Origin of the sequence: Rhabdonatronobacter sediminivivens (assembly GCF_013415485.1) — a bacterium.
GTDB classification, from domain to species: domain Bacteria; phylum Pseudomonadota; class Alphaproteobacteria; order Rhodobacterales; family Rhodobacteraceae; genus Rhabdonatronobacter; species Rhabdonatronobacter sediminivivens.
In genome coordinates, this window is record NZ_JACBXS010000014.1 from 1 (window position 1) to 13,095 (window position 13,095).

11 protein-coding genes and 1 tRNA gene are annotated in these 13,095 nt (G+C 64.7%); all 12 read right to left on the reverse strand.

Features of this window, described 5'->3' with window-relative positions:
* Window positions 1–52: 52 nt before the first annotated feature.
* The gene (locus tag HUK65_RS08380; RefSeq protein ID WP_179905713.1) at window positions 53–343 is read right to left on the reverse strand and encodes a hypothetical protein; all 291 of its coding nucleotides are present in this window, start codon (window positions 341–343) and stop codon (window positions 53–55) included.
* 230 nt (window positions 344–573) lie between these two features.
* A complete protein-coding gene (locus HUK65_RS08385; protein WP_179905714.1) occupies window positions 574–924 on the reverse strand; it encodes a hypothetical protein in 351 nt (116 codons plus the stop codon).
* Window positions 925–988: 64 nt separating this feature from the next.
* Window positions 989–1,075: transfer RNA gene (locus tag HUK65_RS08390), tRNA-Leu, on the reverse strand.
* A gap of 231 nt (window positions 1,076–1,306) precedes the next feature.
* Window positions 1,307–3,745 carry a GcvT family protein gene (locus HUK65_RS08395; RefSeq protein WP_179905715.1) on the reverse strand — a complete coding sequence of 813 codons (2,439 nt, stop codon included), beginning with the start codon at window positions 3,743–3,745 and terminating at the stop codon, window positions 1,307–1,309.
* Window positions 3,746–3,836: 91 nt separating this feature from the next.
* Window positions 3,837–4,868: a GlxA family transcriptional regulator gene (locus tag HUK65_RS08400; RefSeq protein WP_179905716.1), complete on the reverse strand. Its 1,032-nt coding sequence runs from the start codon at window positions 4,866–4,868 to the stop codon at window positions 3,837–3,839.
* 30 nt (window positions 4,869–4,898) lie between these two features.
* Window positions 4,899–7,268, reverse strand: coding sequence for a DUF1989 domain-containing protein (locus HUK65_RS08405; protein ID WP_179905717.1), 2,370 nt, complete (start codon window positions 7,266–7,268; stop codon window positions 4,899–4,901).
* A gap of 66 nt (window positions 7,269–7,334) precedes the next feature.
* A complete protein-coding gene (locus tag HUK65_RS08410) occupies window positions 7,335–8,672 on the reverse strand; it encodes an NAD(P)-binding domain-containing protein (protein ID WP_179905718.1) in 1,338 nt (445 codons plus the stop codon).
* A 25-nt stretch (window positions 8,673–8,697) separates the two neighbouring features.
* Window positions 8,698–9,324 carry a hypothetical protein gene (locus HUK65_RS08415; RefSeq protein ID WP_235441850.1) on the reverse strand — a complete coding sequence of 209 codons (627 nt, stop codon included), beginning with the start codon at window positions 9,322–9,324 and terminating at the stop codon, window positions 8,698–8,700.
* A 46-nt stretch (window positions 9,325–9,370) separates the two neighbouring features.
* Window positions 9,371–9,784 (reverse strand): hypothetical protein, encoded by a 414-nt coding sequence (locus tag HUK65_RS08420; protein WP_179905719.1) that lies wholly within the window; start codon window positions 9,782–9,784, stop codon window positions 9,371–9,373.
* A 29-nt stretch (window positions 9,785–9,813) separates the two neighbouring features.
* Window positions 9,814–11,181 (reverse strand): FMN-binding glutamate synthase family protein, encoded by a 1,368-nt coding sequence (locus tag HUK65_RS08425; RefSeq protein ID WP_179905720.1) that lies wholly within the window; start codon window positions 11,179–11,181, stop codon window positions 9,814–9,816.
* A 67-nt stretch (window positions 11,182–11,248) separates the two neighbouring features.
* On the reverse strand, window positions 11,249–12,115 hold the full coding sequence (locus HUK65_RS08430; protein WP_179905721.1) for a GltB/FmdC/FwdC-like GXGXG domain-containing protein: 867 nt from the start codon (window positions 12,113–12,115) through the stop codon (window positions 11,249–11,251).
* The gene (locus HUK65_RS08435; protein ID WP_235441851.1) at window positions 12,103–12,981 is read right to left on the reverse strand and encodes a class II glutamine amidotransferase domain-containing protein; all 879 of its coding nucleotides are present in this window, start codon (window positions 12,979–12,981) and stop codon (window positions 12,103–12,105) included. Before HUK65_RS08435 ends, HUK65_RS08430 begins: the two co-directional genes overlap by 13 nt.
* Window positions 12,982–13,095: the final 114 nt, after the last annotated feature.

A 13,095-nucleotide genomic window follows, 5' to 3' on the forward strand; every position in this document is an offset into this window, starting at 1 on the left:
ACCCCGAGCCTACGGCTCAGGGAGAGCAACGCCACCCTTCATCCCAAAAAGTTCAACATCGACCGGGACATTCCCCCCACCCTCGGAACCCAGAATGTAAACTTGCCCAAAGCCAGAATCGTCGATTTCTTGAGGAAACACGCACATCGGCCCGGCCCAAGTTTACATTTTCGAGGCTGACCAGATTGATGATCGCCGGCAAGCGCAGGGTGCGTTGTTCGACGGCCAGATCGCAGGCCATCTCGACCACGTCGATGCCATGCTCAAGTGCCAGCAGCAGCAGGTCGACAAACTCCCGGTCGCCACCTTTCTCGCGCATGTAGTGATCCTTGATCTGCTCCATCGATTTGGGCAATTCCCAACCGACAAAAGGTGCGCCATCACGCGAGCCGCGCCGGGCTTGCGATCGAGCAGCAGCACATAGTGCCAAGGCTCGAAGTAACTGATATTGCGTGTAAAGCGCCGTTCGCCAGTGGGCTTGAACCGTCGCCCATCGTCGCTCGGACCGATGGCGCAACGATGGGCAACCGCCTTCACTGGCTCACTGTTCAGCGATAATTTCATCGTTTGCGATCATGACAAGCCGATCAGCATAGGCGCGCAACGAGACGTGATGCCCCGCATGTTCGCACGGCACGGCTCGTAGCGATTGCTGTCATACTGCACGAGGCAGGTGGATCTATCGGTGACGGTGGTGACGCCGGTGTCATCGTCGGTGTCGATCAGGTAGTCCGCGCGGTTGCCGGAAAAGACCGCGGTGTTGTGGCCGCCGCCGAACAGCAGGTCGTCGCCGGTGCCGCCCTCAAGCGTGTCGTTTCCGGTGGTCTTGGCGATAATGGCGAAGGATGCGGGGTTGCCTCCAAACGAACAGTGCTCAGACTGGCCTTGGTGGAGGTCCTGCGCTATTGCCCGGATTCGGGCCATCGAACCGCCGAAATCCCCCTCCCTTTCAGGAAGTCAGGAGAGGTTTCAACGTCAGTATGCCAGATGGTGGCCCCTGTGGGACTCGAACCCACACGCCCAAACGGGCCTCAGATTTTAAGTCTGGTCTGTCTACCAGTTCCAGCAAGGGGCCTTTCCCTGTCCTCTATCCACAAGCTTCTGGTTTCTCAATACAAACTTCATGGCCTGACATTGGCCCGGACCACGCAGGTGATCCGCAAGCGCATGTTTTCATTTCGCAATTTCAGGGAAGCACAGGAATTCATGCCCTTTGTGTTTGCCCGACCTGCGCGCCTCGCACAGCGTCTGCCGCGCAGGGCGGCAGCGCCCTGTCATGGCTGCCCAAGGGATAAATTGCGCGCAATCACTGGCGAAGGATGCGGCCCTGCGGGTCAAAGGGCGGCCCCTCCAGCTGCACCGCGCGGTGCGGGCGGCCCAGGATCGCCACGTCGAACTCGGCGCCGGGCCGGGCGTGGGCGGCCTTGACATAGGCGATCGCCAGCGACTTGCCAACGCTGTAACCATAGGCCCCGGAACTGACCTGCCCCACGGGCGTGCCATCGGGCAGGAACACCGGTTCGGACCCGGTGGCATCGGCGTTCGAGGCCGCCACGGCTTCGGCGTCCACCTCCAGCATCACCATCACGTCGCGCGGGGCGTTGTCGGCCACGGCCGCATAGGCGGCGCGGTTCAGGAAATCGCCCTTGTCCATCTTGATCAGCCCCGCCAGACCGCTTTCCTGCGGCCAGTATTCGGGGCTGTATTCGCGGCCCCAGCTGCCATAGCCCTTTTCCACCCGCAGCGACATCAGCGCGCGTGATCCCACGGGACCGGCGCCAAATTCGCGCCCGGCCTCCAGCAATGCAGTGTAAAGCGCCACCTGATCGGCCGCGGCGCAATGCAGCTCCCAGCCCAGATCGCCGGTGAAGCTGACGCGGATGGCGATGCAGTCGATCCCGGCCACGGTGATTTGCGCCGAGCGCATGAAGGCGAAATCCCCGGTCGCCAGCGAGGCGTTGGTCAGCCGCGAGATCAGCGCACGCGACTGCGGCCCGGCAACGTTGAAGCCGCAGAGCGCCTCGGTCTGCGACTCAAACGTCGTCCCCTCGGGCAGTGGCACGGCGTTGAAGAAGCGGCGGTGGTAGCGTTCGGCCATGCCCGAGCCGACCATCAGGAATTCATCCTCGGCCAGCCGCGTGACGGTAAAGTCGCCCGCAACGCCGCCGCGCACGCCGATCAGGGGCGAGAGGCAGGACCGCCCCACCTTGCGCGGCATCCGGTTGGCCAGGAGCGCGTTCAGCCAGTCCTCGGCCCCCGGCCCCTTCACGCGATATTTGGCGAAGTTGGAGATGTCGATGATCCCCGCCTTCTCGCGCAGCATTCGGGCCTCGGCGCCCACCGGCTCCCACCAGTCCTGCCGGGTGAAGCCGTAGCTTTCCCGCGCCGCCTCGGGGCTGCCTGCGAACCACAGCGGATGCTCCCAGCCGTAGTTCAGCCCGAAGACCGCGCCCATTTCGCGCTGCATGGCGTGGGCCGGGCGGGTGCGGACGGGGCGACCGGCCGCGCGTTCCTCGTTCGGAAAGTGGATCTTGAAGCGGTTGGCGTATTGGTCGCGCACGCGTTCGCGCACGAAACCGGGGGTGTTGGCCCAGGTGCCGAAACGCGCCATGTCCCAGGCGAACATGTCATATTGCGGCTCGCCTTCGATCATCCATTGGGCTGACATCAGCCCCAGCCCGCCGGATTGCGAGAAACCCGGGATCAGCCCGCCGCAGCAGAAATAGCCCTTCAGCTCGGGCACGGGACCGAAGAGCGCCGCCGCATCGGGCGACCAGATCATCGGGCCGTTGATGACGCGCTTGACGCCTGCGGTGGCGGCGACCGGCACGCGCTCCATGGCACGCAGCATGTTCTCCTCGATCCGTTCCAGATCGTCGGCGAACAGCTCATGGCCGAAATCGGGCGGTGTGCCATCCTCGGCCCAGAAGCGCATGTCGCGTTCATAGGCGCCGATCAGCAGACCCTTGCCCTCCTGGCGCAGGTAATACTCGCCGTCCCGGTCGGCGACGGAGGGCAACCGGCGGTCCATCGCGTCGATCTCGGGGATGGTTTCGGTGACGAAATACTGATGCTCGGTCGGTTGCAGGGGCAGTTCGAACCCCGCCATCCGCGCCAGTTCCCGCCCCCAGAGCCCGGCGGCATTGACCACCCAGGGCGTGCGGATTTCGCCCTTCGGCGTTTCCACGATCCAGGTGCCGTCCGCTTCCTGGCGCAGGGCGGTCACGGGGGTGAAGCGGTGAATCTCCGCCCCCCGCGCCCGTGCCCCGGCGGCATAGGCGGCAGTCACGCCCGAAGGGTCCACATTGCCGCCACCCGGTTCGAACATGATGCAACGGATGCCGGTGAAATCGACCAGCGGGTGCAGGCGCTCGGCCTCGTCGCGGCTCAGTTCATGGAAGTCGATCCCGTATCGGCGACCCTTGGCCTCCTGCAGGCGCAACTGATGCTCGCGCGCCTCGGTCTGCGCCAGATAGAGCGAGCCGGGCTGGAACACGCCGCAGCCCTGCCCGGTTTCGGCCTCAAGCTCCTTGTAGAGGTTCATGGTGTAGTGCTGCATGCGCGAGATATTGGTGTTGTCATGCAGCCCGTGCAGGTTCGCCGCCGCGTGCCAGGTAGAGCCCGAGGTCAGCTCGTCCCGCTCCAGCAACACCACATCCGACCAGCCCAGCTTGGCCAGATGATACAGGATCGAGCATCCGATCACCCCGCCGCCGATGACAACGGCCTGTGCATGCGATTTCATGGTATCCTCCGCTCGGCGCATCTGCTGTTACCTGACACCGCCTGCGCCGCCCGGACCAGTGCAGTTTCCGACAGATACCGCATCAGAGCCGTCAGGCCGGCGCGGATGCGCGCACGCGAAACAGGTCCACGCCGTCGCGGTCCTCGCGCGGGGTGACCCCGAATGCGGCGCGGTAATGGCGCGCCATGCGCGAGGGCGTGGAATAGCCCACCGCAAAGGCGATGTCGCGCAGGCTGTCAGCGGAATAGCGCACCATCTGGCGGGCCTCGTTCAGGCGCATCTGCCGGTAATAGGCCAGCGGCCCCAGCCCCGTGGCCCGCTTGAAGGCGCGTTCCAGCTGGCGTTCGGACACGGCCACCTGCCGGGCAACATCACCGATCAGCACCGGGGTTTCGATGTTTTCGGCAAAGATGGCAATGGCGCGGGTCACCGGCGCGGGCAACATGTCACTGGCCGCGCCGCCATTGGCCGAAGGGCGGCGCTGGCTGACCGATTCCGAGCGCACCATCGGATGCTGGAACCAGCAGGCGACTTCGGTCATGATCCGGCTGTCCAGTTCAACGCCGATCCGCCGCAGCATCAGATCGAACACGGCATTCGCGCCCGATGCGGTTTCGCGCCGCCGGTCGATGGTCATGACCGCGTCATCGGGGATCGCCAGCGGAAACTCCGCGCGAAAGGCTGCCTCGTAACACCAATGCACCGACACGCGGTGCCCATCCAGCAACCCGGCGCGGGCCAGCGGGAAGACGCCGCCACTGAAGGCGCCCATCATCACCCCCTTGCGCGCAAGCCTGCGCAATGCGCCCAGCGTGCGCCGCGGGTCGGCCATGTCAGCCTGCGGGCTGGAGATGATGTAGAACGCATCCGCGCGGTCCAGTTCTTCCAGCGCCGCATCGGCGGCAAAGTCGATTCCGGCGCTGCAGGTCACCGGCGCGCCGCTTTCGCTGACGATCTTCCAGCGGTAGCTGTCCGTGCCCGATATCTGGTTGGCCGCCCGCAGCGGTTCGATCGCCGAGGACAGGCACCCCATGGGAAAGCCCGGCAGGACCAGCAGGGCAATCCGCAGCGGACCCCGGCCCGGATCAATGCGCAATCCGTCAAACGCGCGCTGCGGCTTCATGGGCTCCGGTCCTTTCTGCGGGGCTGCGGCTCAGCCATAGTTGCCTTTCACCCGCTCCTTGGTCGGGTCAAGATGCGGGGTACGCGCCACGCGCGCGGACAGGCGCTTTTGCTGGCCATCCAGTTGCCCCACTTCCAGTTCGGTGCCGATCTCGGCATGGGTCACATCCACCCGCGCCAGCGCGATGACGCGGCCCAGAATGGGCGAGCGCATGGCCGAGGTGATCTCGCCCACCTGCGCGCGGCCCAGCCGGATGCAGTCACCGCCCGCAGGCACGATGCCGCCGTCAATGTCCAGCCCCACCAGCTTGCGCACCGGGCTGGCCTTGCGCCGTTCCAGTGCTGCGCGGCCGATGAAATCATCCGGCTTGGACTTCAGCGGCACGGTGAAGCCGATCCCGGCCTCGAACGGGTCGGTCTGGTCGCAGAATTCCATGCCCGCGAAGACCAGCCCGGCCTCGATCCGCACCATGTCCAGCGCGGCCAGGCCAAAGGGGATCATCCCGTGCGGCTGCCCGGCCTGCCAGACGGCATCGAACACCGTTTCGGCATCCTTGGGCGCGCAGAAGATCTCGAACCCCAACTCACCGGTGTAGCCCGTGCGGCTGAGCACAATCGGCGCCCCGTCATAATCCCCGATCCGCGCGATGGCGAAGCGGAACACGCCCAACTCATCGACCGTGGGCTGCGTCGGCGGGGTCCAGATGATCTCACGCAGTATCTCGCGCGATTTCGGCCCCTGCACGGCGATGTTGCACAGATGGTCAGTGGCGCTGCGCACATGCACGTTCAGGCCCTTTGCCTGCGCCACCTCGCGCAGATGCAGCCCCGAGGCATCGGCGCCGCCCACCCAGCGGAAATTGGAATCCCCCAGCCGATAGACAATGCCGTCGTCCATCATCCCGCCGTGGTCATGGCACACAGCGGTATAGGCGCATTGCCCGACCGACAGCTTGCGCATGTCACGGGTCAGGCAGTATTGCAACAGCGCTTCGGCATCGGGGCCCAGCACCTCGAACTTGCGCAAGGGCGACAGGTCCATCACCACCGCGCGTTCGCGGCAGGCCCAGTATTCATCGATGGCGCCATGGCCGGTCATGTCCTGCGCCAGCCAGAAGCCGTTGTACTCGACGAAATTGCGGGTGTGGCGGGCGAAACACTTGTGGAAACCCGTCTCGCGGGTTGGCTGCACGGGGCTTTCGGCGCTCATGCGGTACCCTTTCGATGGTCTGAAATCCTGCCCCTGGTCATAGACCCGCACCTGGATGTCGGTGGGGTTCCAGCCATTGGCGGGGTCGATGTCGCACGGACAGGCGGTGGAGACGCAGACAAGGTCCGTCAGCGCCTGCAGCATCACATAATCGCCCGGGCGCGACCACGGATCATCCATGCCGATGGCGTTGGTCGCATCCAGCATGGTGTTGAAGAAGAAGTTGATCGCAGGCCAGCCCTTGCGCGGGCGCACGTTCCAGCGCGCCAGATCGCGGGTGATGTTGTCCGAGCAGTTCACATGGCCGGGATAGCCCATGTCCTCGTAATACCGCGCGGTGCAGGCGAGGCCAAAGGTGTCATGCCGCCCGCAGGTATCCTGCACGATCTGCACCAGCGGTTCATGGTCCACGCTCCAGTATTTCGAGAATATGCCCGGCTCGGGGTAAAGGCTGCCCATGAGCGAGCGCGTGGTGGTGGGGTCGATGTCACGCTCCAGCCCGTCATCCAGCGCGCGCAGGGAAAACGCCTGGAAATCCGAACACTCGCGCCCCTGCACATCCAGGATCTGGATGAACTGCCCCTTGCGCACCTCATAGGCCTTGGCCTCTCCGGGCAGGATGTTGAGGTCCGTCAGCGGGTCGGCCAGTGGCTCGGGCGGGGCCAGCCCGCCCTTGGCCGGTCCGGGATTGGCGCGGCGGACATAGAGCGCCAGTTCCGTCGGCGCCGTCTGCGCGGCGGGGTCCGGCACCGGGCCGGGCGCACAGACAATCAACAGCCCGTCGCAGGAGGCGTGCAGCCGCACATGATCGCCCGCGTTCGAGCCTTCGTCGAACAGCCGCACGGCATCGGCGCGGCCGATGTCAAAGCCCGTGGCCTTCAGCGCGCGCAGCACCCGGCGGCCCGATGCATCGGCCATGAGCGCCGCCTGCAGCCCCCCCGGCGCCCCCTGCCCCTTTGCGCCGATCATGCCCGCGTCCGAGCGCCCCTGCGGATCGAAGAAGGTCAGTTCCGCAAGCTGCATCCCCTCGCGGTCCATGATCCAGATTTCGTCGCCCGCCTCGATCCGCACGGCGCGCGAGCCGCCCCCCGGCACGGGGTGGCGTTCGGTGCCGTGGGGCAGGATCGGCAGGCCCGGCACCCGTGCCGCGCCCAGTTGCGTGACCCGTTCGAATGGCAGGTAAAGGCCCATTTTCGCCTCCGTCGCCTTAAGAATTTGCGCCCCGGCGGCCTTCGCCGAAGCGCGGTGCTGCGCGTGTCAGGCGCGCAGATAGGCTTCCATGCTGTCATCGAGCGCATCGACCCAGGGCGTGTGATGCTTCGGCGCCATAGAGCCGGTCATCACCGAGCGATAGCTGTTGTTGCGGAAGCCCATGATGTTTTCCTTCTTGTGCTTCTTCCATTCGTAGAAGGCCGCACAGGCGCCGTCCACATCGAAGGATGGATAATCAGTTTCCGCAATCAGTTCGCGCACATAGTCGCCCTGATACCCGATGGGATCGTCGCTGGCGTCTTCCTCGGCCACGCGTCGCTCCACGTCGCCGTCCAGCACCGCGCGGTCGGACGGGATCTCGATCCGCCCCAGGATCGCATCGCGCACCCACCAGGCCTGCGCGTCGAACATGTTGAAGGTGAACCACTGGTCCTGCATGCCCAGGTAGAACAGCTTGGGATTCGCGTTCCAGACCACCCCCTTGTAGAGGTCCGCCGTCGCCAGCCGGTTGGCGGTGCGCAGCTTCAGCGGCTCGTCCATGAAGGGGAAATGGTGCAGGTAGCCGGTGCACAGGATGATCGCATCCACTCGTTTCTGGCTGCCGTCCTTGAAGGTGCAGGTGTTGCCTTCAACCTTGGTCAGCAGCGGCACCTCTTCCCAGTTGTCCGGCCATTTGAACCCCATGGGCGCGGTGCGGAAGCTGACGGTGACGGATTTGCAGCCGTATTTCCAGCATTGCGAGCCGATATCCTCGGCTGAATAGCTGGTGCCGATGATCAGGATGTCCTTGTCCTTGAACTCCAGCGCATCGCGGAAGTCATGGGCATGGAGCACGCGGCCGTTGAAGCCGTTCAGCCCCTCGAAATGCGGCACATTGGGGGTGGAGAAATGCCCCGAGGCGCAGATCACATGGTCGAATTCCTCGGTATAGACCTTCTGCGCCTTCAGGTCCTCGGCGGTGACGTGGAAGGTGCCGGTATCTTCCTTGTAGGTGACCCAGCGCACCGGATGGCGGAAGCGCACCCAGTCGCGGACGCCTGCCTTTTCCACCCGGCCCAGGATATAGTCGCGCAGCACCTCGCGCGGCGGGTACGAGGCGATCTGCTTGCCGAAATGTTCCTCAAAGGTGTAATCGGCGAATTCCAGCCCCTCCTTGGGGCCGTTGGACCACAGGTAGCGATACATCGAGCAATGCACAGGCTCGCCGTATTCATCGAGGCCCGTGCGCCAGGTGTAGTTCCACAGGCCCCCCCAATCGTCCTGCTTTTCGAAGCATACGATCTCGGGGATCTCCGCACCCTTCTCCGCCGCTGATTGAAAGGCGCGCAGTTGCGCGGTGCCCGAGGGGCCGGCGCCGATGATGGCAACGCGTTTCTTGCTCATGTGATTGCTCCCTTTGGTCCTTGAATTATCGTTGCTGCGCCCCGGCGGGGGCGGGATCGGCGCTGGCGCCGGTCCAGTCGGGCGCAAAGCCCAGGATCACCGCCTCACGCGACAGCGCGGGGTTGAACAGCGCATTGTGCCACCAGGTCGCCTGCCACGCCGGGTTGTTTTCGGTCAGGGTCCAGACCCGCACCGGAATGTCGAAGCGCTGGTTGAAGGCCGAAAACCGCAGCCGCAACCGCTCGGCCCGGCGGAGCGCCGCAGCACCGGGCGATCCGGGCGCGAAACTGGCGCAGAGCATGTCCGAGAATTCATGCGGTTTCTGGTAGTAGAATTCGGAAAACAGCTTCAGCGCCGCCTCGCGCCGGGCCGCCGGGTCATTGGTGCGGCGCACCATGTGCTGCATTTCCGGTGTCTTGTCATGCGGGCCGGTCTTGTTCATCACGGTGATGATCTGGCCGAGGCTGTCGCCCCCCTGGGCGGGCAGCACATCGGGCATGATCCCGGGTCCGGGGCGGCCCATGTCCTCGCGCATCATCATCTGGCGCACGCGGCACTGCCAGCGCATGAAGGCCATGCGCAGCGCGCCGGCGGGGCTGTCGCCGGGGGGGGCGGATTGGGGCCAGAGCATCTGGCGCGCCTGTTCGCTCATGCAACCTCCGTCGGGCGGGCGGGGCATATGGCCCCGCCGCCCATTCTCAGAACTTCATATACGCCTTGCGCAACTCCACCAGCGGGTGCCGGTCCGACATCTGGAACTTGATCAGCAATTCGCGCGCGATCATGTCGCGGTCCTGCTGGTTGTCGGGCAGTTCGATACTGTCGGGCACGCGCACCCAGCCGTTGATGTTGCGGTCGAACACCGCCGGATGCCCTTCCTCATAGCCCATGTGCACGTCTTCCAGCCAGTTGAGGTCATCCCAGCCCATGACCTCCATGTATTTCGCCAGAAACGGCGTCAGGCGGTCATAGTCGGGGACCAGGTTCACATCGTAGCGATAGCCGATATGCTGGCCAATCTCCTTTTCACGCTCCGAAACCAGCCCGTCAGCATCCTTCAGGAACTGATCCACATCGGTGATTTCGGACCCGCGGTATTGGGTTCCTGCCATGTCATTCTCCTTTCACTGCCCTGCGGCGCTCACAGATGGTGATAATCATCGACGCCCACGGTCATGTTGGTGCCCGCCAGCGGCACTGCGGCCATGGCCGAGGCCTCCATCGTCAGCGCGGCCAGATCCTCGGGCTCCAGGCTGTGGATATTGGTCTTGCCGCAGGCGCGGGCAAAAAGCTGCGCCTCGATGGTCAGCGTGTGCAGGAAGTTGTAGACCCGCTCGGCGGCCTCATCGGGGTTGAGGCGCGCGCGCAGCTTGGGGTCCTGCGTGGCCACGCCGACCGGGCAGCGGCCCGTGTGGCAATGGTAGCAATAGCCCGGCTCCACCCCCATTTCGGATTCGTAATCGGCCTCGGGGATGTCCTTGTTGCAGTTCAGCGCCATCATCACCGAATGGCCCAGCGCGATGGCATCCGCGCCCAGCGCGATGGCCTTGGCCACATCGGCGCCGTTGCGGATACCGCCTGCGTAGACGAGGCTGATCTCGCCGCGCTTGCCCAGATCGTCGATGGCACGCCGCGCCTGCCGGATGGCGGCCATGCCGGGCACGCCGGTGTCTTCGGTCGCCAGATGCGGACCGGCCCCGGTGCCGCCCTCCATCCCGTCGATATAGATCGAATCGGGGTCGCATTTCACGGCCATGCGCACATCGTCATAGACCCGCGCCGCGCCCAGCTTGAGCTGGATCGGGATTTGCCAGTCGGTCGCCTCGCGGATTTCCTGGATTTTCAGCGCCAGATCATCCGGCCCCAGCCAGTCGGGGTGACGTGCCGGGGACCGCTGGTCGATCCCCGCAGGCAAGGACCGCATCTCGGCCACCTGATCGGTGACCTTCTGGCCCATCAGATGCCCGCCAAGCCCCACCTTGCAGCCCTGCCCGATGAAAAACTCGCAGGCATCGGCCAGCACCAGATGGTGCGGGTTGAAGCCGTAGCGCGACTGGATGCACTGGTAGAACCACTTGGTGGAATAGCGGCGTTCGTCGGGGATCATGCCGCCTTCGCCCGAACAGGTTGCCGTGCCTGCCATCGTGGCGCCGCGTGCCAGCGCGGTCTTCGCCTCATAGCTCAGCGCGCCAAAGCTCATGCCGGTGACATAGACCGGAATGTCCAGCTCAATGGGGCGCTTGGCGCGGGGGCCGATCACGGTCTTGGTCTCGCATTTCTCGCGGTAACCTTCGATCACGAAGCGCGTCAGCGTGCCGGGAAGGAAGGTCAGGTCATCCCAATGCGGGATTTTCTTGAACAGCGAGAAGCCGCGCATCCGGTAGCGGCCAAGCTCGGACTTGATATGGATGTCATCGATCACATGCGGCGGAAAGATCGAGGAATTGCCCAGCCGGTTGGGATCACGGTTGAGCGGTTTCTTGGTGCGGGGGATGTCGCCATCTGCCATGGGTCACTCCGTCAATTTCGGTGTTGCTGGCCCGCCCCGAGGGATGCCGGAGCGGGCGCGCTGACGCTCAGAGGATCAGCTTCTTCTCATTCGGTTCCAGATTGTCGTAGTTCCAGAGCTGCTTGCCCGCGACGACCTTGGTGAAATGATCCACTCCCTGTTCAGGCAACAGCCCGTACTGGCGCAGCTTGCGGGTCAGCCAGGCCTTGTCCAGATCGGTCAGTTCCGCCTCCACCGCATCCACCCCAAGCGACCGGATCTCGCCGCCCACATAGATGGTGCCGTCATACATGGAATCGCCGAGGTTCTTGCCCGCGTTGCCGCAGACCACCATGCGCCCGCGCTGCATCATGAAGCCCGACAGCGCGCCGGTGTCGCCGCCGACGATGATGGTGCCGCCCTTCATGTCGATCCCCGTGCGCGAGCCGACCGAGCCGCGGCAGACCAGATCGCCGCCGCGAATGGCCGCGCCGAAGGTGGAGCCCGCGTTCTTTTCGATCACCACGGTGCCGGCCATCATGTTCTCGGCGCAGGACCAGCCGACACGGCCCGTGATCCGCACATTCGGCCCGTCGATCAGCCCGACCCCGAAATAGCCCAACGAGCCTTCGAAGATCAGGTTCAGACGGCTGAGGATACCCACCCCCAGCCCGTGCTTGCCGCGCGGGTTCTGGATGACGACCGTGCCATAACCTTCGGCCATCAGGTCGCGCAGGCGCTTGTTGACCTCGGTCGTGGTCAGCCCGTCGGCGTCGATCTCGGTGCGCTTGTTGTAGTCGACTTCCGGCGCCCAAGGATAGGTGAAGCGCTCTTCTTCCGAAGGTTCAAAGAACACCTGCTGCGTGCGACCTGACAGCGCTTCGGTGGTCATGCCCATGTCGCGGGCGCGCTGTTCCTGCCCGTCACCGCGGGATTGTGCGTTCACGCCTGCCATACCCGAACCTCCTCATCATAAGGGTCAACCGTGTCGATTTCGTGGGGAAGGATGGCGCGGATCGCCACCTCTTCCGAGGCCATGGCGATCAGGTCATCGCTTTCGTAAAGCACCAGCGGCTTGGCGGCCATGGTGTCCTTGGCCATGCCCAGCTGGTCCTTGGTCGCCACCAGATAGGTGAACACGCCGTCAATTTCGTCGATGGATCGGCGCAGGGATTCCTCCAGCGTCATGCCATTGGCCAGGTTATGCGCGGTATAGACCGCCAGCAATTCGCTGTCGCAGTTGGACATGAAGCGATGGCCCCGGCGCTCCATCTCGCGGCGCATGTTCCAGTAATTGGTGATCTGGCCGTTATGAACCACGCTCACGTCATTATAGGGAAACGCCCAGTAGGGGTGCGCCGAGCGGATATCGACATCCGATTCCGTGGCCATCCGGGTGTGGCCGATCCCGTGCGTGCCCTTGAAGCCCTGCAGCTTGTATTCATCGGCCACGCGGGTGGCATCACCCAGATCCTTGATCAGCTCCAAGCCGTTGCCGAAGCTCAGGATCTCGGTGCCGTCGACTTCCTCGATGTATTTGGCCAGATCCTCGGTGTCGCCGTCATGGCTGAGCACGTAGCGCACCGCATGGGGGCGCACACGGTCGCGCAGCTTGATCACCGCGCCGCGCTCTTCCATGCGGCGCTCGACCTCGGCGATGCGTTCATCGACGATCTTGTCGATCCCGCGCCCCTTGCCCATGTCCTCCTGCTCGGCGGCCTTGAGCCGCAGCACATAGTCCCCTTCGACCGGCTCGCCGTAAACGGCAAAGCCGGTGCTGTCGGGGCCGCGGTGCTTGAGCGCCTGCAGCATCGCGGTCATTTCCGACCCTACATCGGACCGTTTGCCGCGATGAATCAATCCTGCGATTCCGCACATGTTTCATTGCTCCTGCGTGTTGCGCCGGGCGGGCGAGCCCGCACCGGCCAGCTTCCC